Below are 22,398 nucleotides of genomic sequence, written 5' to 3'. Positions count from 1 at the left end.
CCGATGAGCACCCCGATGAGTACCGTCGACGGCTCCGGAGGCTTCCACGGCAGCACCGCCGCCACCGGCTGGGAGACCGGGCTGATGGTCGGCACCGGGACGACCGGCGCGGCGCTCTATGAGGGCCTCGACGGCGACGGCGGCGCGGTCGTCTCGCTCTCGCACGAGCGGCTGCGGCTGCCGGTCGACCCGCTGGTCGGGCCGCCGCTGCTCGCGCCGCTGCTGCCCGCGATCCGGGCGCTGCTCGCGCAGGCCCCGGTGAGCGCCGCCGATGCGGCCCGGATCGAGGAGTGGCACACCCGCGCCTGGGCCGAGGAGGGGCACGACGGCTCGCTGCTCGACGCCGACCCGCTGGTGCCCGCGGGGGTGCTGCGACTCGAGCTGACCACCGGGTCCTCGGGCGGCGCCCGCGGGCGCTCCGTCGACTACACGACAGGCACCGCGGCTCTGACGCTCCCGACCGGCCTCTCCGTCAGCGTCCGAGCGGACCGCGGCGCCGACCGGCTCCTCGTCACGGTGCGCGCCGACTCGCCCTTCTCCGGCCTCCTCCGGCTCGCCCCCGCCGACGAGCCGACCACGCCCGACCTCGGCCCCGACGCCCCGCGCGACCACCGCGAGCACGCCCTGGTCCGCGCCGTCGACGGCGGCGAGACCCTCGCTCTCGAGACCGTGCCGCGCCACCCGCGCCCCACCGGCTTCCGCTCCGCCCTCGTCGTCGCGCGCCTGCTGCGGGGCCAGGAGTCCGTCGAGCGGGAGCGCGATGCGCCCTGGCCCGCCTGGCGCGTCTCCGGCGCGCACGAGCTCGCGCTGGAGCTGCGCGTCTCGGTCACCTCGACCGCGCCCGCCCCCGTCGCCCCGCCGGTGCTCGCCCGCTACGCCGCCGCGAGCACCTCGCACGAGCGGCTCGTCGGCGCCTGCTCGTTCTCGCTCGCCGCCGCGACCCCGCGCAGCATCGAGGAGGTGCGCGCCGATCCCGCCGCCGCGGACGAGCTCGTCGAGCGCGCCTTCGCCGCCGGCCGGCACGCGATCGTCGCCGCGACCGGCGAGCTGCCCGCCAGCCTGCAGGGCGTCTGGGCGGGCTCCTGGGCGCCGGCCTGGTCCTCCGACTACACGCTCAACGGCAATGTGCAGAACGGCGGCGTCGCCTCGCTCGGCACGACCGGCACCCCCGAGCTGCTGCGCTCCTTCTTCACCGCCGTCGCGGAGTTCGAGGACGACTACCGCCTCAACGCCGAGCGGATCCTCGGCGCGCCCGGCTTCCTGCTGCCCACCCGGATCTCCGGGCACGGCCGCGCCAACCACTTCACGGCCGAGTACCCGCTGCAGTACTGGCTCGGCGGCGGCGGCTGGATCCTCCGCCTCGCCTGGGACCACTGGTCCAGCACCGGCGACGAGGAGTTCCTCCGCGAGTGGGCCCGCCCCTTCGCCCGCGAGGTCGTCGCCTGCTACCGGCACGCCCTGGTGCTCGACGAGGACGGGACGGCGCACGTCTCGCCCGGCTACTCCCCCGAGAACCACCCCGGCGACCAGGAGACGCCGATCACGCGCGACGCCACCTCGGAGGTCGCGATGATCCGCGACGCCCTGCTGCTCGCCGCGCGCATCGAGCGGCGGGTCGCGCCCGGCGGTTCCACCACCGCCGACGAGTGGGAGTCGTTCGCCTCGCGGCTGCCCGGCTACCGCGCCGGCCCCGACGGGCAGCTCGCCGAGTGGCAGGATCCGGTGCTCACCGACCGACCGGAGCACCGGCACGCCTCGCACCTCTACCCGTGGTGGTACGAGGGCGACCCCGCCGCCGCCGATCCCGCTGTCGGCGCCGCGGCGCTCGAGGCGGTCCGCGCCCGGCTGCGCTGGCGCGCCGAGGAGCCGACCGCCCCGCCCGGCCGGATGGAGATGGCGTTCGGTCTCGTGCAGGCCGGGCTCGCCGCCGCGACCCTCGGCGACGCGGACGCGGCGCTGCAGTGCGTCGACTGGCTCGCCCGCCTGCACTGGCGCCCGAACATGATGCCGACCCACGACGCCGACGCGATCGTCAACGTCGACGCCGCAGGCGGGCTGCCCGCCCTCGTGGCGCGGATGCTCGCGCACTCGGACGGGACGACGCTGCACCTGCTGCCCGCCCTTCCCGCGCGCTGGGCGGCGGGGCGGATCGCCGGTCTGCACCTGCGCGGCGCGCTCCGGGTGGAGTCGCTCGCCTGGACGCCCGACACCGTGGACTGCGTGCTCCGCAGTCCCGCCGAGGCCGCGGCGGCCCGGCTGGGCGAGCGCGTGCTCGTGCGGCTGCCGGTCGACGTCGAGCCGGAGGAGGCGACGGCCGGAGTGCTCCGGGTCGACCCGCGGACGCTCTCGGTGGATCTGCGGAGCGGCGCGCCGCTGCGGCTCGTGCTCCGGAGGGTCTAGGCCGTCGGGACCGGCTCGCCCGCGGCCCACACGGCCCGCACCTGCAGCGCGTCGTCCAGCAGCACCACGTCGGCCGCCCGGCCGACCGCCAGCGACCCCAGCCGGTCCCCGGCGCCCAGCACGCGCGCGGGAGTCGCGGTGACGGCGCCGACCGCGGCCTCGAGCCCCAGGCCGACCGCCTCGACGGCACGGCGGAGCGCGGCGTCGAGCGTGAGCGTCGAGCCGGCGAGCGTCGCGGTGCCCTCGAGGCGCGCGACCCCGCCCCGCACGTCCACCCGCAGCCGGCCGATCCGGTGCGCGCCGTCCCCCGCTCCCGCCGCCGCCATCGCATCGGTGACGAGCGCGATCCGTCCGGGCGCCGACGCGAACGCGAGCCGCGCCACGTCCGCGTCCACGTGCTCGCCGTCCAGGATCAGCTCCAGCACCACCCGCTCGTCGGCCAGCGCCACCGGGATCGGTCCCGGCGCCCGGTGCCCGATGCCCGGCATCGCGTTGAAGGCGTGGGTGACCAGCCGTGCGCCGCGCTCGATGGCCGCGCGCGTCGTCGCCGCGTCCGCCTCGGTGTGCCCGACGGCGACGACGACCCCCGCCTCGCTCAGCCGCTCGATCGCGGCGAGGGCTCCCGGCAGCTCGGGCGCGATCGTGATCTGCCGGAGTCCCCCGCGCGCGGCATCGAGCAGCCGCTCGACCGCGTCCGGTGTCGGCGCGATCAGCGCCTCCGGGTCGTGCGCCCCGCAGCGCGACGGCGCGAGGAACGGCCCCTCCAGGTGCGCGCCGAGGACGAGCGGATCCTCCGCCGCCAGCGACGCGACTGCGTCCAGCGACGCCTCCAGCCCGGCCAGCGGCGCCGAGACCAGGCTCACCAGCGAGCGCGTCGTCCCGAGAGCCCGGTGCAGTGCGAGCCCCGCCCGCATCCCGTCCGCCCCCTCGTCGAAGCTGCGCCCGCCCCCGCCGTGCACGTGCAGATCGACGAACCCGGGAGTCGCGGTCAGCCCGTCCGCGTCCTGCACCCGCGCTCCCTCGGCCACCCGCTCCCAGCCGCGCCCGGTGCCGACCTCGGCGACGACGCCGTCGACCGCGAGCAGCCAGAAGTCCGCGACCGTCCCCTCCGCGTCCACCTTCCGCGCGCCGTGCAGCACCAGCCTCCCGGTCCGCTCCATGTCCCTCTCCTCGCCTCCCGGGGCACCGTCCCCTCAGCTCATGCTGGTCGAGCAGCCGCCCAGCGGCCCCTCATGCTGGTCGAGCAGCCGCGAAGCGGCGTATCGAGACCCCCGCTACCAGCCCTCAAGCGCCCCGCCCCCAGCTCGCCTCGATCTCCTCGACCGTCAGCACCCGGTCCGCGAGCAGCAGCTGCCAGCTCCAGCTCGCCTCGGCGCCGGCCTCCAGCGTCCACGTCGCGCCGAAGAACGGCGCCGCGCACAGCATCGGCGTCCCGCTCGTCCGGACGAACCACGTCGACGGATCCACCGGATCGCCCTCGTCCGCCCGCAGCGCGACCGTCGCCCTCCCGTCCGCCAGCGCCAGCCAGCGCGACGCGACCCCCATCGGCTCCCCGACGGCGCCGTCCGGCCCGCTCACGGCACTACCGTCGAACGACGGATCCAGCCGCAGGAACAGCCCGCCGTACCCCGCGTCCGGTCGCCCGGCCGTGGTCGGCGAGCCGAAGACGAGCCGCTCCCCGAGCGCGCGCCAGCGGCTCCCGATCCGCAGCACCGTCACGTCCCCGAGCCGGCGGACGCTCAGTCGCCGCCGCTCGTCGAGGAACCGCCGCCCGCGCGCGTCGAACCACCCCAGCGCGAGGTCGCCCGGATCCGCGCCCTCCGGCCGCTGCGAGCCGTTGTTGTCCACCTGCCGGTAGCCCGTCCCGGTCAGCCAGGTCGGCCCGCCCCAGAGATTGGTGTCGAGCTCGTCGTCGCCGATCGTGATGTTCGACACGGCGAGCGACAGCCCGAGGTGCCAGTCGTGGTCCGCGGGCCGCACGTCGCTGACGACGCGACCCGCGGGCGTCCGCAGCGGATGCAGATACGGCCGCGGCGAGTCCCGCGGCGGCGTGTCCGGATCGGTCAGCACGAGGCGCCCGACCCCGTCCGGCAGTTCGACGGAGGTCGGCGAGTCCTGGTCCATGCCGCCGACGGTACACGCTTTCCCGGGCTACAGTGCGACGATGCCCCGCACCCGATCCCCGCGCCGATCGCCGCGCCGATGACCGCCGTCCGCTTCGTCTCGATCGGCGACTCCTTCACGGAGGGCGTGGGCGACGAGCTCCCCGGCGGCACCGCCCGCGGCTGGGCCGACCTCACCGCGCAGGGCTGGGCCGACGCGCTCGGCGAGCCGATCGAGTACGCCAACCTCGCGATCCGCGGCCGCCTCATCGACCCGATCGTCGACGAGCAGCTCGAGCCCGCCCTCGCCCTGCGCCCGACCCACCTGTCCTTCAACGGCGGCGGCAACGACATGCTGCGTCCGCGCGCCGACATCGAGCGCATCGCGGACCGCTACCTCGAGGTCCTCGCCCGCTGCGACGCGGAGGGCGTGACCCTGATCGCCCTCTCCGCCCCGGACCCGTCCGCGCGCCTCCCGCTCGGCCGGCTGATCAAGCGCCGCGGCGACGCCCTCACCTCGGCCGTGCTGCGCCGCACCCGTGAGCGCGGGGACATCATCGTGGCCGACAACTGGACCGATCCGGCCTTCGCCGACCCGACGCTCTGGGCGGAGGACCGCCTGCACCTCGGCCCGCGCGGCCACCACCGGGTCAGCGCCCGCGTGCTCGGCGCTCTGGGCCTCCCGGTCCCGCCCGCCGCCGAGGAGGCACCCGAACGGCCCGCCACCTCGAGCGGCGGCTCGGCGCAGTACTACCGCACCCACGTCGCGCCGTGGCTGCGCCGGCGCCTCACGGGCACGTCCTCCGGCGACGGCCGCACGGCCAAGCACCCGGACCTCCTGCGGATCGCGCCGACCGCCTAGGCGGGATGCGTCGGCGGGAACCGCTGACTCAGCGCCAGCCGTACCGCGCGGAGACCACCCGGGCGACGGCGTCGAACCGCGCGCGCTCGAGCGCCGCGCCCTCGCGCCGCATCCCTGCGGGGTGCACGCGGAAGACCCGCTCCGGGTCCGCGAAGCTCGGTCGCCCCTCCGGATCCCACGGCCCCGCGCCGACCGCGAGGTAGCCGTCGTGCTCCTTGGAGCTCAGGCGGATCGCCAGCGCCGTGCCGGCCTTCTCGACCGCGAGGACGAGCACGGGCCGGTCCTTGCCGCGGCCGTCGTCCTCCTCGTAGGGCACCCAGGTCCAGACGACCTCGCCCGGGTCGGGATCGCCGTCCGGGGTCGGCGCGTAGCCGAGGTGAACGCCGCGCAGCCGGGTGGGATCGACCTCGGCGGTCTTGCCGATGCCGTTCGCTCCCGGTGTCGGCGCCGTGGTGCTCAGGTACGGCCGCTGCGCGGGAGCGCCGGCGTCGGCGCGCGGAGCACTGGCGCGGCCGAGCAGTCGGAGGAGCAGGGACACGACCGAGCGTGAGGAGGGCACGCGACGACCCTAGCCCGGAAAACGGAAGGAGCCGGCTCCTGAGAGCCGGCTCCACCGGGGTGTCGCGACGGGCGCGACGAGGGGTCGGAACTAGTCCGCGAGGACGTAGCCCGCCTCGCCGTGGATGGCGGTGTCGATGCCCGCGACCTCGTCCTCGTTCTTCACGCGGAACCCGATCGTCTTCTGGATGACCCAGCCGATCGCGTAGGTGAGGACGAAGGAGTAGATCAGGACGGTGAAGGCCGCGAGGGCCTGCTTGCCGAGCTGGCTGGCGTCGCCGGTGAGGAAGAGGCCGACATCGGTGCCGAAGAAGCCGATGTAGAGCGTTCCGATCAGACCGCCGACGAGGTGCACGCCGACCACGTCGAGCGAGTCGTCGTAGCCGAGCTTGTACTTGAGGTCGATCGCCAGGGCGCAGACGGCACCGGTGATGATGCCGAGCACGATCGCCCAGAACGGCGAGAGGCTCGCGCAGGCCGGGGTGATCGCGACGAGACCGGCGACGGCACCCGACGCGGCGCCGATCGAGGTGGGCTTGCCGTCCTTGATCTTCTCGACGACGAGCCAGCCCAGGATCGCCGCGGCCGGGGCCGCGATGGTGTTGAGGAAGGCGATCGCCGCGAAGCCGTCGGCCGCGAGCTCGGAGCCGGCGTTGAAGCCGAACCAGCCGAACCAGAGGAGGCCGGCGCCGAGGAGGACGAAGGGCGGGTTGTGCGGCTGGTGCGCGCCCTTGGTGAAGTTCACGCGCTTGCCCAGGACGAGCGCCAGGGCGAGGGCCGCGGCTCCCGCGTTGATGTGCACCGCGGTGCCACCGGCGAAGTCGATGGCGCCGACGTTGTAGGCGATCCAGCCGCCGTCGACCACGCCCTCGTCACCGAGGGTGAAGTTGAAGACCCAGGAGGCGACCGGGAAGTAGACGATGGTCGCCCAGACTCCGGCGAAGACCATCCATGCGCCGAACTTGGCGCGGTCGGCGATCGCACCCGAGATCAGGGCGACGGTGATGATGGCGAAGGTCGCCTGGAAGGCGGCGAAGGCGAGGGTCGGGAACGCCGTCTCGATGTCGCCCTGGGCCTCGGCGTACGCACCGGCGAGGCCGAGCTGGCTGAGGTCGATGCCGAGGACGCCGTCGATGCCGACGAAATCGCCCACACCGGCGTTGGAGAAGGTGATCGCGTAGCCGTAGAGCACCCACAGCACGCCGATCAGGCCCATCGCGCCGAAGCTCAGCATCATCATGCTGATGACGCTCTTCGCTCGGACCAGGCCGCCGTAGAAGAACGCGAGCCCGGGGGTCATGAGCAGGACCAGCGCCGCCGCCAGGAGCAGGAACGCGGTATTGCCTTGATCCATTGTTGAACCTCTCGTGAGTAAGCAGAGTCGTGCAGGAGTCGTGAGTGGAGGGGCAGTGCGGAGCCCGATGCGGGCCGGCAGTCGCTGCACGACCCCGAAGACACGGCGTCTCGGAAGACGCGGGGGTGTCGGGTCACCTCGGGTAGCCGACAGTCTGGCGGCGCGACGTTACGGCCCGTGCGGCACGAGGTTTCGCGGATGTTACGAGCGGTGCCCCCGTGTGAACAGTGCGTTACGGCGCGCCGACGATCTCCCGCGTGCCGGCCGAGGAGATGCCGCGGAGGGAGGACGCCGCGCGCGGACGCGGCGTCAGGCGAACGCGCGCATCGACGTCAGCGCGATCAGGCGCGACATCGAGCGGAGGTACTTCTTGCGGTAGCCGCCGCTGAGCATGTCGCCGCCGAAGACCTCGTCGAGCGCGACGCCGGAGGCGAGCACCGGGATCTGCGCGTCGTACACGCGGTCGATGAAGGCGACGAGACGCAGCGCGTCCGTCTGGTCGGTGAGGGTGGCGACGTCGCGGAGCACGATCGCGTCGACCCCGTCGATCACCTTGATGTAGCGCGACGGGTGCACCGAGCCCAGGTGGTCCACCGCGGCCCGGAAGGAGTCGTCGGTCACGACCGCGCCGCTCGGAGCCGTCGAGACGAGCTCGTCGATCTCGGCGTCCGACCGGGTGACCGCGTGGCCCTCGATGTCGCGGCGGCGGTAGTCGGTGCCGTCGATCCGCATCGTTCGGAAGTGCTCGGCCATCGCGTGGATCTCCCGGAGGAAGTCCGCGGCGGCGAAGCGCCCCTCGCCCAGCGCGTTCGGCGGCGTGTTCGAGGTCGCCGCGATCCGGGTGCCGGAGGCGACCAGCTCGCCCAGCAGCCGGGTCATCAGCATCGTGTCCCCCGGGTCGTCCAGCTCGAACTCGTCGATGCAGAGCAGCGCCGAGCCCTTGAGCAGCGAGACCGTCGCCGCGTAGCCGAGGGCGCCGACCAGCGCGGTGTACTCGATGAACGTGCCGAAGTAGGTGCGGCCGGGCACCGCGTGCCAGATCGCCGCGAGCAGGTGCGTCTTGCCGACGCCGAAGCCGCCGTCGAGGTAGACGCCCGGCTTCACGGCCGGCCCCTTCTTCCGGCCGAAGCCGAGGAACCCGCCTCCCCCGCCCTTGGAGCCGCCGCCGGCCGCGAACGCGCGCAGCGCCTCGACGGCCTCCGCCTGGGAGGGGTACTCCGGGTCGGGCCGGTAGCTCTCGAAGGTGGCGCCCTCGAACTGCCGCGGCGGCACCAGGGTGGAGGCGATCTCGTGGCCGCTGATCTGCGGGGAGCGCGCCGTCAGGCTGCTCGTCGAACGGACGTCGTCGGGGGTCACGCGGTCTCGCATCCTGCATCGAAGCACTGTGTCGGACGAGCACTGCGGGGAACACCGGCAGCACTGTGTCGAACTCTTACGGGGCCGTCCGTGCACCCGCGCACGAGGGCGCGTACTGTCGCTGAAGGGCGGCTCCCAGCGTAGCCCGCCCGCACCGCCGCCCATCCGAGAACCACGCCTGCGCCCCGCGCACCACCCTGGAGGTCCCTCTTGCCCGTTGAACTCGATCCGTCGCCGAAGTTCGCCACCTACGCGCACCCCGAACGACTCGTGAGCGGCGAGTGGCTCGAGCAGCGTCTCGGCACCCCGGGCCTCGTGGTCGTCGAGTCCGACGAGGACGTCCTGCTCTACGAGACCGGCCACATCCCCGGCTCGGTCAAGATCGACTGGCACACCGACCTCAACGACCCGGTGCAGCGCGACTACATCGAGGGCGACGCGTTCGCGGCCCTCGTCGGCGCGAAGGGCATCGCCCGCGACAGCACCGTCGTCATCTACGGCGACAAGAACAACTGGTGGGCCGCCTACGCCCTCTGGGTCTTCACCCTCTTCGGCCACGAGGACGTCCGACTGCTCGACGGCGGCCGCGACAAGTGGATCGCCGACGGCCGGCCGATCACCACCGACGCCTCGAGCCCCGCCGCGGTCGAGTACCCGGCGGTCGAGCGCCGCGACGGCGACATCCGCGCCTTCAAGGAGGACGTGCTCGCCCACTTCGGCAACCCGCTGATCGACGTCCGCTCCCCCGAGGAGTTCTCCGGCGCCCGCACCACCGCGCCGGCCTACCCGGAGGAGGGCGCCCTGCGCGCCGGCCACATCCCCAGCGCGCAGAACGTGCCGTGGGGCAAGGCCGCGGCCGAGGACGGGACCTTCCGCCCGCTCGACGAGCTGAACGGCATCTACCGCGACGGCGCGGGCCTCACCGACGGCGACACCGTGATCGCCTACTGCCGGATCGGCGAGCGCTCCTCGCACACCTGGTTCGTGCTCACCCACCTGCTCGGCTTCGAGGGCGTCAAGAACTACGACGGCTCCTGGACCGAGTGGGGCAGCGCCGTCCGCGTCCCCATCGTCCAGGGCGCCGAGCCCGGCGAGGCCCCCGCGCCCCGCTGACCGTGCGGCGCCGACCGACCTCCGAGGGCCCCGTGCACATCCGTGCCGGGGCCCTCTCCCCTGCGACCCGCCGTCCGAGCGGATGAGAGAATCGATCCGATGACCACCGAACTGCTCTCCCCCGCGCTCCGCGACATCCGCGACGAGTTCCTCGCCCTCGAGAAGCCGGAGCGCCTCCAGCTCCTCCTCGAGTTCTCGAACGATCTCCCCGAGCTGCCCGAGCGCTACCGCGACCACCCCGACCTGTTCGAGCGGGTCGAGGAGTGCCAGTCGCCCGTCTTCATCGTCGTCGAGTTCGACGGCGACGTGATCCACCTGCACGCGACCGCCCCGCGCGAGGCGCCGACCACCCGCGGCTTCGCCTCGATCCTCGCCCAGGGCCTCGACGGCCTGACGCCCGAGCAGGTGCTCGCCGTGCCCGACGACTTCCCGCAGACCATCGGCCTGTCCGAGGCGGTCTCACCGCTGCGGCTGCGCGGGATGAGCGCGCTGCTCGGCCGCACCAAGCGCCAGATCCGCGCCCACCTCGCGGCCTGAGCCCCGCGCATCAGCCCGGCACCGTGATCCTGCAGCCGCTCGTCCCCGCCGGTGCGGCGATCCGCCTCGGTGACGACGGCGCGCGAGCGGCGATCGAGGCGGCCTACCTCCCCGGCGCCGGGGTCCGCGTGCGGCTGAACATGATCGCGAGCGTCAACGGCTCGAGCATCGGCTCGGACGGCACGAGCGAGACGCTGACCAACCGCGTCGACCGGACGATCCTCGGCGTGATCCGCGCCCAGGCCGACGTCGTCCTCGTCGGCGCCGCCAGCGTCCGCGCGGAGGGCTACCGCGTGCCGAAGCGCGCGCCGCTCGCCGTCGTCTCGGCCTCCGGCGACCTGGCCGGCCACCGTCTCGAGGTGCAGGAAGGCGCCCGTGTGCTGCTGCTCCTGCCGGAGGGGCGCGAGGCGCCGGGCGGTCTCCCGCGCGGCGTCGAGGTCGTCCCCGTGCCCGCGACCGGCGAGCGGATGAGGGTCGACGCGATCCTCGCGGCCCTCGGCGCCCTCGGCCTCGAGCGGGTCGTCTGCGAGGGCGGCGCCTCCCTGTCGGGCCAATTCCTGTCCTCCGGCCGCGTCGACGAGATCTGCCTGACCACCGCGCCCCGCGTCGTGCTCCCCGGTCTCCCCGTGGCGTCGACCGGCGCCCGCATCGACGACTCCTACGCCCTGACGTCGCTCGCCGCCGACGACGCCGGCTTCACTTACGCGCGCTGGACCCGGACCGGCTGAGCGCCCGCTCGGCGAGCCAGCGCTCGACCGACGACTCCCAGAGCGCGGGGTCGTCGTTCCAGAGCCGGGTGTGCCCGGCCCCGTGGAAGAGCACGAGCTCGACCAGGTCCGGTCGCGCCGCGGCGAGGGCCTCGGACGGACCGCTCGGCACGAAGTCGTCGTCGACGCTGTGCAGGAGCAGGACCGGGACGGTCAGCTCGCCGGCGCGCTCGACCAGGTCCATCGCCGCCAGCGGGACGTGGCTGCTCTGCCCGGTCAGGGCCGCCGACCACGGCCGCTGCATCGCCGTGAGGGCGAGCGCGGCGATCGGCGCCGGGATCCGGTTCAGCCGGGCCTGCTTCCGCAGGGTCACCCGCCAGTCGATCACCGGGGAGTCGAGCACGAGCCCCGCGATCAGGCCGCGGCGGCTCGAGCGGAGCGCGGTCTGCAGCACGATCGCCCCGCCCATCGACCAGCCGACGAGCACGATCCGCCGGGCGCCGCGCCGCTCGGCGAAGCGGATGGCGGCATCGATGTCGCGCCACTCCGTCTCCCCCAGCGCGTAGCGACGGTCGGGGCTCGACGGAGCATCGCCGTCGTTGCGGTAGGAGACGACCAGCGAGGTGAGCCCGGCGCGGTGGAACGCCGCCATCCCGCGCAGCGTCTCCTCGCGCGTCGTCGCACGGCCGTGCACGTGGATCGCCCAGACGTCGCCCTCGCCCCCGGCCGGGAAGAGCCAGGCCGGAGCGGCGCCGAACTGCGTCGGCACCTCCTCCGCCGTGAACGGCAGGCCGGTCTCCCGCGGCGAGAGCAGCAGCCAGCCGTTGAGCCGCCCCCGCGCGCCGGGACGCAGCGTTCCGCGGTCGACCTGCCCGAGCTCCCGGACGACCCGTCCTCGCCCGGTCGCGAGCAGCCGCCCGATCCGCGCGTGCCCGCGCCCCTGGTCGAACCAGAGGCTGAAGCCGCCCCGGACCGCGGTGTCCACGGAGGCCGCCAGCTCGATCTCGTGCACCTCCGGCCGCACGGCGAGCACCCGGACGTCCTGCGCGCGACGCGAGGGCGGAGTGACCACACCGCGGAGGAAGGCCGTCCCCAGTGCGGCGGCGCCGAGGGCCGTCAGCGCCGCGAGGGCGGGGGCCGCGAGGACCGCGGCGAGGACGACACCGGTGTGCGCGCTCTCCGCGGCGTGCCTGCGGGCTTCGAGCATGCGGGAACTCTAGTCTGCGAGCGTGCCCGAATTCCCAGCGCCGTCCCAGCTCCCGGAGGAGTTCCGCGCTGCGGCCGAGTCCCTGCGCCGGGCGACGACCCGCTCCGAGCTCACCGTCTCCGAGATCGCCTCGCCGGCCGGCCTCGCGCCGTACGCCGTCGCCCTCTCCGGCGACGTCTCGCCGCGGGCCCACGGCCGCGACTCGGAGCTGGGCACGGGCCGCTTCATCCTGCTCTACGACCCCGAGGAGCCCGAGCAGTGGGGCGGGCCGTTCCGCGTCGTCTGCTTCGCCCAGGCCCCGCTCGAGATCGAGATCGGCACCGACCCCTTCCTCGCCGAGGTCGCCTGGTCCTGGCTGATGGACGCGCTCGAGGTCCGCGGGGCGTTCTACACCGCCGCCTCGGGCACCGCGACCAAGGTCCTCTCGACCGGTTTCGGCGAGCTCGCCGCCCAGGGCGACGGCGCGCAGATCGAGATCCGGGCCTCCTGGAGCCCCGAGGATGCGCAGCTCGCTCCCCACGTGGAAGGCTGGGGCGAGCTGTTGTGCATGCTCGCGGGCCTCCCGCCCGTATCGGGCGACGGTGTGACCTCGCTCGCCTTCCGACGGAACAACCGTGACTGATTACCGTGTCCTCTCCACCCCCGACGAGTTCCTCGCCGCGGTCGACGCCCTCGCCGCCGGCGAGGGTCCCGTCGCCGTCGACGCCGAGCGCGCCTCCGGCTTCACCTACTCGCAGCGCGCGTACCTGATCCAGGTCTACCGGCGCGGAGCCGGCGCGTTCCTCTTCGACCCGCCCGCGATCGGCCGGATGGACGCCCTCCAGGCCGTGATCGGCGAGGAGGAGTGGATCCTGCACGCCGCCAGCCAGGACCTGGCCTGCCTGCGCGAGGTCGGCCTCGATCCCGTGCGCATCTTCGACACCGAGCTCGCCGCCCGCCTGCTCGGCCTGCCCAAGGTCGGCCTCGGCGCCGTCGTCGAGGACCTGCTCGGCATCCACCTCGCCAAGGAGCACTCGGCCGCCGACTGGTCGACCCGCCCCCTGCCGCAGAGCTGGCTCGTCTACGCCGCGAAGGACGTCGAGCTGCTGCCCGACCTGCGCGACCGGATGGCCGAGATGCTGGTCGAGGCCCGCAAGACCCGGATCGCCCGCGAGGAGTTCGAGGCGACCCTGGCCCGGCAGCCCAAGCCGGTCCCGGCCGAGCCGTGGCGCCGCCTCTCCGGCATGCACGCTCTGCGCGGCCCGCGCGCCCTCGCCATCGCCCGCGAGCTCTGGCTGGCCCGCAACGCCTTCGCCCGCGAGCGCGACATCGCACCCGGCCGGCTGATCCCCGACTCCTCGATCATCGCCGTGTCGCGCAACGTCCCGACGAGCCTCGGCCAGCTCTCCGGCCGCCGCGACTTCACCGGTCGCGCCAGCCGCGGCGAGGTCGAGCGCTGGTGGGCCGCGATCGAGCGCGGCCAGAGCACCGAGGACCTGCCCGGCCCGGTGCGCCCCGCGGCCGACACCCTTCCGCCGCCGCGGGCGTGGGGCGACCGCAACCCGGCCGCCGACGCCCGCCTGAAGGCGGCCCGCGCCGTCGTCGGCGAGATCGCCGAGCTGCTCTCGCTGCCGGTGGAGAATCTGCTCACGCCCGAGCTGGTCCGCCGCCTCGCCTGGAACCCGCCGGAGCCGATCGACAAGGACTCCGTCGCCGCCGAGCTGGAGCGCGCGGGAGCCCGCTCCTGGCAGATCGACGCGACCGCCGGCTCGCTCGCCACCGCCTTTGTGGAAGCCGGGCAAGCACCGGTCGAGGGCACGGAACCCGCTTCGTAGGAAGAAGCAAAGGATTCCGGTGCCCGACGCCGCCTTCCTACGATCGGAAGGACGTCCGGTTTCCGAGAGGGCGTCCCGTTTTCAGGAGGCACTGTGGCCGAGAGATCCGAAGTCGTGTTCGTCGACGGAGTCCGTACTCCGTTCGGACGGGCCGGTGAGAAGGGCATGTACTGGCAGACCCGGGCCGACGACCTCGTCGTCAAGGCCATGATCGGTCTGCTCGAGCGCAACACCGCCCTGCCGAAGGAGCGCGTGGACGAGGTCGCCATCGCCGCGACCACCCAGCAGGGTGACCAGGGCCTGACCCTCGGCCGCACCGCCGCGCTCCTCGCGGGCCTGCCGCGCTCCGTCCCCGGCTACGCGATCGACCGGATGTGCGCGGGCGCGATGACCTCGGTCACCACGACCGCCGGCGGCATCGCCTTCGGCGCCTACGACGTCGTGATCGCCGGCGGTGTCGAGCACATGGGCCGCCACCCGATGGGCTTCAACGCCGATCCCAACCCGCGCTTCCTCTCCGAGCGCCTGGTCGGCGAGGAGGCCCTCAACATGGGCAAGACGGCGGAGAAGATCCACGACCGCTTCCCGCAGCTCACCAAGAGCCGCTCCGACCACTACGCCCTGCGCAGCCAGCAGAAGCTCGCCGAGGCCTACCGCAACGGGAACGTCCAGCCGGATCTCATCCCCGTCGCCACCCGCAGCGCCGCCGGCTGGGGCCTCGCCACCGCCGACGAGGCGCCGCGCCCCGAGACCACGCTCGAGGGCCTCGCCACCCTGCGCACCCCGTTCCGCCCGCACGGACGCGTCACCGCGGGCAACTCCTCCGGGCTCAACGACGGCGCCGCCGTCTCGCTGCTCGCCAGCGCCGACGCCGCGAAGGAGCTCGGCCTCCCCGAGAAGATGCGCCTGGTCAGCTTCGCCTTCGCCGGCGTCGAGCCCGAGATCATGGGCATCGGCCCGGTCCCCTCGACCGAGAAGGCGCTGAAGAAGGCCGGGCTCGGCATCGAGGACATCGGCCTCTTCGAGCTCAACGAGGCGTTCGCCGTGCAGGTGCTCTCCTTCCTCGACCACTTCGGCATCGACGACGACGACCCGCGGGTCAACGAGTACGGCGGAGCGATCGCGATCGGCCACCCGCTCGCCTCGTCCGGCGTCCGGCTGATGATCCAGCTGGCCCGGCAGTTCGAGGCGCACCCCGAGGTCCGCTACGGCCTGACCGCGATGTGCGTCGGTCTCGGCCAGGGCGGCTCGGTCATCTGGGAGAACCCGCACTTCGACGGCAAGCGCGCACGACGGAAGGGACGCTGACCCATGCTCGAAGGATTCGAGGACCTGGTCGATCTCGCCGAGGGCGAGGTCGTCACCCACTCCTACGTCCGCGACGTGCCGCTGCCCAGCGGCCGCGTCCTGGCGCTGATCACGCTCGACAACGACCGCGACCACACGCGGCCGAGCACCTTCGGCCCCGCCGGACTGTTCGAGCTGGCCGACGTGCTGCTCGCCCAGCAGGCGCGCGCGAAGGCCGGCGAGATCCAGGCGGTGGGAGTGACGGGCAAGCCGTTCATCCTCGCCGCCGGCGCCGACCTCAGCAAGGTCGGCAGCATCCCGAGCCACGAGATCGGCCGCCAGCTGGCGCGCCTGGGCCACACGACGCTCGGCATGCTGTCCGAGCTCGGCGTCCCCTCGTTCGTCTTCATCAACGGGCTCGCGCTCGGCGGCGGCACCGAGATCGCCCTGAACGCCGACTACCGCACCGTGGACGCCTCGATCCCCGCGCTCGGGCTGCCCGAGGTCTTCCTCGGCATCATCCCCGGCTGGGGCGGCGCCTGGCTGCTGCCGAACCTGATCGGCATCGAGAACGCCCTCAAGGTGATCGTCGAGAACCCGCTGAAGAACAACCGGACCCTCAAGGGCCAGGACGTCTTCGACCTCGGCATCGCCGACGCGATCTTCCCCTCCGCGAGCTTCCTCGAGAACTCGCTGGTCTGGGCCGACGGCGTCCTCGACGGGAGCGTCGAGGTGAAGCGGCCGAACGTGCCCGGGAAGATCGAGCGGCTGGTCAAGTGGGACGCCGCGATCGCCATCGCGCGCAAGCAGCTCGAGTCGAAGATCGGCACCGTCGCCGCCTCGCCGTACCGCGCGCTCGACCTGCTCAAGGCCGCCAGGAGCAGCACCCGCGAGGAGGGCTTCGCCGCCGAGGACGAGGCCCTGGCCGATCTCGTGTCCGGCGACCAGTTCCGCGCGAGCATCTACGCCTTCGATCTCGTGCAGAAACGGGCGAAGCGCCCCGCGGGCGCCCCGGACAAGAGCCTCGCCAAGCCGGTCACCAAGGTGGGCGTCATCGGCGCGGGTCTGATGGCCACCCAGTTCGCGCTGCTCTTCGTCCGCCGCCTCCAGGTGCCGGTGGTCATCACCGACCTCGACCAGGAGCGCGTCGACCGCGGCGTCGCGAGCATCGTCGGCGAGATCGACACCCTGCTCGCCAAGGGCCGCCTCTCCCCCGACGACGCCAACCGCCTGCGCGGTCTCGTCACCGGAACGACCGATCGCGCCGACTTCGCGGACGCCGACTGGGTGATCGAGGCCGTCTTCGAGGAGCTCTCCGTCAAGCAGGAGGTCTTCGCCGACATCGAGCGCTACGTCTCCCCGACCGCCGTCCTCGCGACGAACACCTCGTCGCTCTCGGTCGAGCGGATCGGCGAGCGGCTCGAGCACCCGGAGCGCCTGGTCGGCTTCCACTTCTTCAACCCGGTGGCCGTGATGCCGCTGATCGAGGTCGTGAACACGCCGCAGACCGACGACGAGACGCTCTCGACGGCCATGGTGACGGCGGCGAAGCTGAAGAAGAACGCCGTCATCACCCGCGACACCCCGGGTTTCGTGGTCAACCGCGTCCTGGCGAAGGTCCTCGGCGAGGCGATGCACGCCGTCGACACCGGAACGCCCTTCGAGGTCGTCGAGGCGTCGCTCGAGCCGTTCGGACTGCCGATGACGCCGTTCGAGCTGCTCGAGCTGGTCGGCCTCAAGGTCGGCGCGCACGTCCTCGACACGCATCACGCGGCGTTCCCGGACCGCTTCTACGACAGTGCCAACCTGCACCGCCTGGCCGAGCTGGGCCACGTGTTCGAGCGCGACGCCAAGGGCCGGGTGAAGGGCGTGGACAAGCGCGCCGTCGCGATCGTCAAGGGCGGCTCCGATCCGATGACGGCGGAGGAGCTGCGCCTGCGCGTCGAGACCGGCCTCGCCGACGAGGTGAAGCGGATGCTCGACGACGACGTGGTCCACGCTGCGGAGGACATCGACCTCTGCCTCATCCTCGGCGCCGGCTACCCGTTCCAGATGGGCGGTCTGACGCCCTACCTCGACCGCGTCGGCGCGAGCGAGCGCGCCTTCGGCGGCACGTTCCACGAGCCGGCCGTCCGCGGGGTCCAGTAGCCGCAGGAACGGCGAGAACGCAGGAGGGCGCCCACCGATCCGGTGGGCGCCCTCTCTCGTGCGTGGAGCGCGCTCAGTCCTTGCGGGCGTCGTCGTGCGCCGCGACCTCTTCGGGCAGCGGGCGCGCGACCGGGATCTTGCTGCCGAGCACCTGGGCGACGACGTCGCGGGCGATGTGCTGCGGGGTCAGTCCGACGTCCTCGAGGATCTCCTCGCGCTTGGCGTGGTCGAGGAACTGATCCGGCAGCCCCAGCTCGGTGACGGCAGTGTCGACGCCGGCCTCGCGGAGGTCCTGGCGGATCCGGGTGCCGATGCCGCCGACGCGGACGCCGTCCTCGATCGAGATCACGAGGCGGTGCTCGGCCGCGAGGTCGATGACGCTGCGCGGCACCGGCACGACCCAGCGCGGGTCGATGACCGTGGCGCCGATGCCCTGCGCGGCGAGGCGACGGGCGACGTCGAGGCCCATCGCGGCCATCGGTCCGACGGTGACGATCAGCACGTCCCGGCGCTCCGAGCGCAGCAGCACGTCCACGCCGTCGTCGAGGCGCTCGAGCGCGTCGATCTCGTCGCCGACGTTGCCCTTGGAGAAGCGCACGACGGTCGGCGCGTCGGTCACGCCGACGGCCTCGCGCAGCTCCTCGCGCAGGCGCACGGAGTCGCGCGGCGCGGCGAGGCGGATGTTCGGGACGACCTGGAGGATCGCCAGGTCCCACATGCCGTGGTGGCTCGGCCCGTCGGGGCCCGTGACTCCGGCGCGGTCGAGCACGAAGGTGACGCCGGCGCGGTGCAGCGCCACATCCATCAGCACCTGGTCGAAGGCGCGGTTGACGAAGGTCGCGTAGAGCGCGACGACGGGGTGCAGACCGCCGAAGGCGAGACCGGCGGCCGAGGTCACGGCGTGCTGCTCCGCGATGCCGACATCGAAGACGCGGTCCGGGTACTTCTCGGCCAGGCGGTCGAGGCCCACCGGACGGAGCATCGCGGCGGTGATGCCGACGATCGTCGGGTCCTCGTCGGCGAGGGTGACGATCTCCTCCGCGAAGACCGAGGTCCAGGAGCGGGCGCCGCTCGCGCTGAGCGGCTCGCCGGTCTCCGGGTCGATCTGGCCGACCGCGTGGAACTGGTCCGCGAGGTCCTGGACGGCGGGCTCGAAGCCCTTGCCCTTCTGGGTGATCGCGTGCACGATCACCGGCGTGCCGTAGTCCTTGGCCTGCTGGAGCGCCTCCTCCATCGCGGTGAGGTCGTGTCCGTCGATCGGGCCGAGGTACTTGATGTCGAGGTTGGAGTACAGCGCCTCGTTGTTGATGAAGCGGCTGAGGAAGCCGTGCAGGCCGCCGCGCACTCCGCGGTAGACAGCGGCCGCGGGGCCGCCCAGGCGCTCGGAGACGGCGCGCGAGCCGCGGTGCAGCGTGCGGTAGGTGCGCCGGGTGCGGACGCCGTTGAGGAAGCGCGCCATGCCGCCTATGGTCGGGGCGTAGGAGCGGCCGTTGTCGTTGACGACGATGACGAGCCCACGGGAGTTGTCGTCGCTGATGTTGTTCAGCGCCTCCCAGGTCATCCCGCCGGTGAGCGCGCCGTCGCCGACGACCGCGACCACATGGCGGTCCGTCTGCCCGGTCATCGTGAACGCGCGCGAGATGCCGTCCGCCCAGGACAGCGAGCTCGACGCGTGCGAGCTCTCGACGATGTCGTGCGGCGACTCGGAGCGCTGCGGGTAGCCGGCGAGACCGCCGCGCTGCCGCAGGCCGGAGAAGTCCTGGCGGCCTGTGAGCAGCTTGTGGACGTAGGACTGGTGCCCGGTGTCGAAGATGATCGCGTCGTGCGGCGAGTCGAAGACGCGGTGGATCGCGATGGTCGTCTCGACGACGCCGAGGTTCGGGCCGAGGTGGCCGCCGGTCTTGGACACCTCGCGCACCAGGAAGTCGCGGATCTCGACGGCGAGCGTCTCGAGCTCCGTCCGGGTCAGGCGATCGAGGTCGCGCGGTCCGGCGATGGTCTCGAGAACAGCCATGCGCGCCGCCTTCCGGGGGATGTCTGGGGGGGGTGTGGACGTCTCCCGAGTCTACGCACGGGGTCCGGTGGAACAGGTGCGCGCCTCCCCTGCTTGCGGGGAGGCGCGCACACGTGCTCGGGATCAGACCAGCGAGCGCAGCACGTACTGCAGGATCCCGCCGTTGCGGTAGTAGTCCGCCTCACCGGGGGTGTCGATGCGGACGACCGCGTCGAACTCGATCGGCTGCTTGCCCTCGGGCGAGTCGGAGGTCGGCGTCGCGACGACGTGCACCGTCTTGGGCGTCACGCCCTCGTTCAGCGCCTCGATGCCCGAGATGCTGATCGACTCGGTGCCGTCGAGCCCGAGCGAGGCCCAGGTCTCACCCTGCGGGAACTGCAGCGGGACGACGCCCATGCCGATCAGGTTCGAGCGGTGGATCCGCTCGAAGCTCTCGACGATGACGGCCTTGACGCCCAGCAGGCTGGTGCCCTTGGCCGCCCAGTCGCGCGACGAGCCCGAGCCGTACTCCTTGCCGCCGAGGATGACCAGCGGGGTGCCCTGCGCCTGGTAGTTCTGCGAGGCGTCGTAGATGAACGACTGCGGGCCGCCCTCCTGCGTGAAGTCGCGGGTGTACCCGCCCTCGACGTTGTCGAGCAGCTGGTTGCGCAGGCGGATGTTCGCGAACGTGCCGCGGATCATCACCTCGTGGTTGCCGCGGCGGGAGCCGTAGGAGTTGTAGTCCTTGCGGTCCACGCGGTGCTCGGCGAGGTACTGCCCGGCCGGGCTGTCGGCCTTGATCGAGCCGGCGGGGCTGATGTGGTCGGTGGTGACCGAGTCGCCCAGCTTCGCGAGCACGCGGGCGTCGGCGATGTCGGTGACCGGGGTCGTCTCCATCGTCATGCCGTCGAAGTAGGGGGGCTTCCGCACGTAGGTGGAGTCCTCGTCCCACTCGAAGATCGAGCCTTCGGGGGTCTGCAGCGAGCGCCAGCGCTCGTCGCCGTCGAACACGCCGGCGTACTGCGTGTCGAACATCGACTTGTCGATCGAGGAGTCGATCGTCGCCTGGACCTCGGCCGCGTCGGGCCAGATGTCCTTGAGGAAGACGTCGTTGCCCTCGGTGTCGGTGCCCAGGGCATCGACCTCGAAGTCGAAGTTCATCGAGCCGGCGAGGGCGTAGGCGATGACGAGCGGCGGGCTCGCCAGGTAGTTCATCTTCACGTCCGGGTTGATCCGGCCCTCGAAGTTGCGGTTGCCCGAGAGGACGGCCGTGACGGCGAGGTCGTTCTCCTGCACCGCGGTCGAGATCTCCTCGAGCAGCGGGCCGGAGTTGCCGATGCAGGTCGTGCAGCCGTAGCCGACGGTGAAGAAGCCGAGGGCCTCGAGCGACTCGGTCAGCCCCGCCTTCTCGTAGTAGTCGGTGACGACCTTCGAGCCCGGAGCCAGCGTGGTCTTGACCCACGGCTTGGCCTTGAGGCCCTTCTGGGCCGCGTTGCGGGCCAGCAGGCCGGCCGCGAGCATCACCGAGGGGTTCGACGTGTTGGTGCACGAGGTGATCGCCGCGATCGCGACGGCGCCGTGGTCGATCGTGAAGCTCTCGTGGCCCTCGCCGAGCTCGACCGTGGTCGGCTTGGAGACGGTGCTCGGAGCGTGCGAGCGGTGCGTGTGCGAGTGCTCGCTGTACTCGTCCTGCGGCTGGAGCTCGCCCGGGTCGGACGCGGGGAACGACTCGGTCAGCGTGAGGTCGACGATGTCGTGCGTCACGTCGGCGTAGTTGTTGAGGTCCGACTCGAACTGCGTCTTCGCCGAGGTGAGCTCGATGCGGTCCTGCGGGCGCTTCGGCCCGGCGATCGAGGGGACGACCGTGCTGAGGTCCAGCTCGAGGTACTCGCTGAAGACCGGCTCGACCGCGGGGTCGTGCCAGAGCTTCTGCAGCTTGGAGTACTGCTCGACCAGGGCGATCTGCTCGTCGCTGCGGCCGGTGAGGCGCAGGTAGTCGAGGGTCACGTCGTCGATGGGGAACATCGCGGCGGTCGAGCCGAACTCGGGGCTCATGTTGCCGATGGTCGCGCGGTTCGCGAGCGGCACCTGGGCGACGCCGGCGCCGTAGAACTCGACGAACTTGCCGACGACGCCGTGCTTGCGCAGCATCTCGGTGATCGTGAGGACGACGTCGGTCGCGGTCACGCCGGCCGGGATGGCGCCGGACAGCTTGAAGCCGACGACCTTGGGGATGAGCATCGACACGGGCTGGCCGAGCATGGCCGCCTCGGCCTCGATGCCGCCGACGCCCCAGCCGAGCACGCCGAGCCCGTTCACCATGGTGGTGTGCGAGTCGGTGCCGACGCAGGTGTCGGGGTACGCGCGGAGCACGCCGCCGACCTCGCGGGTCATGGTGACGCGGGCCAGGTACTCGATGTTGACCTGGTGGACGATGCCGGTTCCGGGCGGGACGACCTTGAAGTCGTCGAACGCGGTCTGGCCCCAGCGCAGGAACTGGTAGCGCTCGCCGTTGCGCTCGTACTCGAGCTCGACGTTGCGCTCGAGGGCGTCCGCGGTGCCGAAGAGGTCCGCGATGACCGAGTGGTCGATCACCATCTCGGCCGGCGCGAGCGGGTTGATCTTGTTCGCGTCGCCGCCGAGGGCCGCGACGGCCTCGCGCATGGTGGCGAGGTCGACGATGCAGGGCACACCGGTGAAGTCCTGCATCACGACGCGCGCGGGCGTGAACTGGATCTCGGTGTCGGGCTCCGACTCCGGCACCCACTCGCCCAGGGCGCGGATGTGGTCGGCCGTGATGTTGGCGCCGTCCTCCGTGCGGAGCAGGTTCTCGAGCAGCACCTTGAGGCTGAACGGGAGCTTCTCGTGACCGGGGACCCGGTCGATGCGGAACACCTCGTAGTCGGTCGAGCCGACCTTCAGGTTGTCTTTCGATCCAAAGCTGTCTACCGCGGACACGT

17 protein-coding genes are annotated in these 22,398 nt (G+C 72.8%); 9 read left to right on the top strand and 8 right to left on the bottom strand.

Going from position 1 to position 22,398, the window contains the following annotated elements:
- Positions 1-15: 15 nt before the first annotated feature.
- Complete coding sequence (locus tag GTU73_RS10360; RefSeq protein ID WP_160089193.1) at positions 16-2,400, top strand: glycoside hydrolase family 95-like protein; 2,385 nt, start codon at positions 16-18, stop codon at positions 2,398-2,400.
- Here the strand turns inward: GTU73_RS10360 and GTU73_RS10355 are convergent.
- Together GTU73_RS10355 and GTU73_RS10350 are read right to left on the bottom strand one after the other, a co-directional pair.
- On the bottom strand, positions 2,397-3,560 hold the full coding sequence (locus GTU73_RS10355; protein ID WP_160089191.1) for an N-acetylglucosamine-6-phosphate deacetylase: 1,164 nt from the start codon (positions 3,558-3,560) through the stop codon (positions 2,397-2,399). The two genes, GTU73_RS10360 and GTU73_RS10355, sit on opposite strands and share 4 nt — an antisense overlap.
- 124 nt (positions 3,561-3,684) lie before the next feature.
- On the bottom strand, positions 3,685-4,524 hold the full coding sequence (locus GTU73_RS10350) for a DUF6807 family protein (RefSeq protein WP_160089189.1): 840 nt from the start codon (positions 4,522-4,524) through the stop codon (positions 3,685-3,687).
- Between the two features lie 78 nt (positions 4,525-4,602).
- Here GTU73_RS10350 and GTU73_RS10345 point away from each other — a divergent pair, with 78 nt between their 5' ends.
- Complete coding sequence (locus GTU73_RS10345) at positions 4,603-5,364, top strand: SGNH/GDSL hydrolase family protein (protein ID WP_160089187.1); 762 nt, start codon at positions 4,603-4,605, stop codon at positions 5,362-5,364.
- 28 nt (positions 5,365-5,392) lie between these two features.
- Here the strand turns inward: GTU73_RS10345 and GTU73_RS10340 are convergent, their stop codons facing one another.
- The 3 genes from GTU73_RS10340 to zapE all read right to left on the bottom strand — a co-directional run bounded on the left by GTU73_RS10340 (position 5,393) and on the right by zapE (position 8,632).
- A complete protein-coding gene (locus GTU73_RS10340; RefSeq protein WP_244231595.1) occupies positions 5,393-5,923 on the bottom strand; it encodes a type II toxin-antitoxin system PemK/MazF family toxin in 531 nt (176 codons plus the stop codon).
- Between the two features lie 90 nt (positions 5,924-6,013).
- On the bottom strand, positions 6,014-7,276 hold the full coding sequence (locus tag GTU73_RS10335; protein WP_160089185.1) for an ammonium transporter: 1,263 nt from the start codon (positions 7,274-7,276) through the stop codon (positions 6,014-6,016).
- A 309-nt stretch (positions 7,277-7,585) separates the two neighbouring features.
- The gene (zapE, locus tag GTU73_RS10330) at positions 7,586-8,632 is read right to left on the bottom strand and encodes a cell division protein ZapE (RefSeq protein WP_244231594.1); all 1,047 of its coding nucleotides are present in this window, start codon (positions 8,630-8,632) and stop codon (positions 7,586-7,588) included.
- Between the two features lie 210 nt (positions 8,633-8,842).
- Here zapE and GTU73_RS10325 point away from each other — a divergent pair, with 210 nt between their 5' ends.
- The 3 genes from GTU73_RS10325 (at position 8,843) to GTU73_RS10315 (ending at position 11,010) form a co-directional block, all read left to right on the top strand.
- Positions 8,843-9,745 (top strand): sulfurtransferase, encoded by a 903-nt coding sequence (locus GTU73_RS10325; protein ID WP_160089181.1) that lies wholly within the window; start codon positions 8,843-8,845, stop codon positions 9,743-9,745.
- Between the two features lie 99 nt (positions 9,746-9,844).
- The gene (locus GTU73_RS10320) at positions 9,845-10,282 is read left to right on the top strand and encodes a SufE family protein (RefSeq protein WP_160089179.1); all 438 of its coding nucleotides are present in this window, start codon (positions 9,845-9,847) and stop codon (positions 10,280-10,282) included.
- A gap of 23 nt (positions 10,283-10,305) precedes the next feature.
- Positions 10,306-11,010: a dihydrofolate reductase family protein gene (locus tag GTU73_RS10315; RefSeq protein ID WP_244231593.1), complete on the top strand. Its 705-nt coding sequence runs from the start codon at positions 10,306-10,308 to the stop codon at positions 11,008-11,010.
- Here GTU73_RS10315 and GTU73_RS10310 read toward each other — a convergent pair.
- Positions 10,979-12,196: an alpha/beta fold hydrolase gene (locus GTU73_RS10310; protein WP_160089177.1), complete on the bottom strand. Its 1,218-nt coding sequence runs from the start codon at positions 12,194-12,196 to the stop codon at positions 10,979-10,981. The genes GTU73_RS10315 and GTU73_RS10310 overlap by 32 nt on opposite strands.
- A gap of 22 nt (positions 12,197-12,218) precedes the next feature.
- On the opposite strand from GTU73_RS10310, the gene GTU73_RS10305 reads away from it, so the two are divergent.
- The 4 genes from GTU73_RS10305 to GTU73_RS10290 all read left to right on the top strand — a co-directional run bounded on the left by GTU73_RS10305 (position 12,219) and on the right by GTU73_RS10290 (position 17,445).
- Positions 12,219-12,818 carry a DUF3000 domain-containing protein gene (locus GTU73_RS10305; protein WP_160089175.1) on the top strand — a complete coding sequence of 200 codons (600 nt, stop codon included), beginning with the start codon at positions 12,219-12,221 and terminating at the stop codon, positions 12,816-12,818.
- Complete coding sequence (locus GTU73_RS10300; protein WP_160089173.1) at positions 12,811-14,010, top strand: ribonuclease D; 1,200 nt, start codon at positions 12,811-12,813, stop codon at positions 14,008-14,010. The genes GTU73_RS10305 and GTU73_RS10300 overlap by 8 nt, the downstream gene beginning before the upstream one ends.
- A 93-nt stretch (positions 14,011-14,103) precedes the next feature.
- Positions 14,104-15,318, top strand: coding sequence for a thiolase family protein (locus GTU73_RS10295; RefSeq protein WP_160089171.1), 1,215 nt, complete (start codon positions 14,104-14,106; stop codon positions 15,316-15,318).
- Between the two features lie 3 nt (positions 15,319-15,321).
- A complete protein-coding gene (locus GTU73_RS10290; RefSeq protein WP_160089169.1) occupies positions 15,322-17,445 on the top strand; it encodes a 3-hydroxyacyl-CoA dehydrogenase NAD-binding domain-containing protein in 2,124 nt (707 codons plus the stop codon).
- 73 nt (positions 17,446-17,518) lie between these two features.
- Here the strand turns inward: GTU73_RS10290 and dxs are convergent, their stop codons facing one another.
- Both dxs and acnA read right to left on the bottom strand, forming a co-directional pair.
- The gene (gene dxs / locus GTU73_RS10285) at positions 17,519-19,459 is read right to left on the bottom strand and encodes a 1-deoxy-D-xylulose-5-phosphate synthase (RefSeq protein WP_160089167.1); all 1,941 of its coding nucleotides are present in this window, start codon (positions 19,457-19,459) and stop codon (positions 17,519-17,521) included.
- Between the two features lie 123 nt (positions 19,460-19,582).
- Positions 19,583-22,396 carry an aconitate hydratase AcnA gene (acnA, locus tag GTU73_RS10280; RefSeq protein ID WP_160089165.1) on the bottom strand — a complete coding sequence of 938 codons (2,814 nt, stop codon included), beginning with the start codon at positions 22,394-22,396 and terminating at the stop codon, positions 19,583-19,585.
- Between the last annotated feature and the right edge of the window lie 2 nt (positions 22,397-22,398).

Origin of the sequence: Rathayibacter sp. VKM Ac-2804 (genome assembly GCF_009866655.1) — a bacterium.
In the GTDB taxonomy this organism is placed as follows: Bacteria; Actinomycetota; Actinomycetes; order Actinomycetales; family Microbacteriaceae; genus Rathayibacter.
The sequence above is the reverse complement of the archived record's forward strand: the minus strand, read 5'-3'. Positions and strand labels throughout refer to the sequence as shown.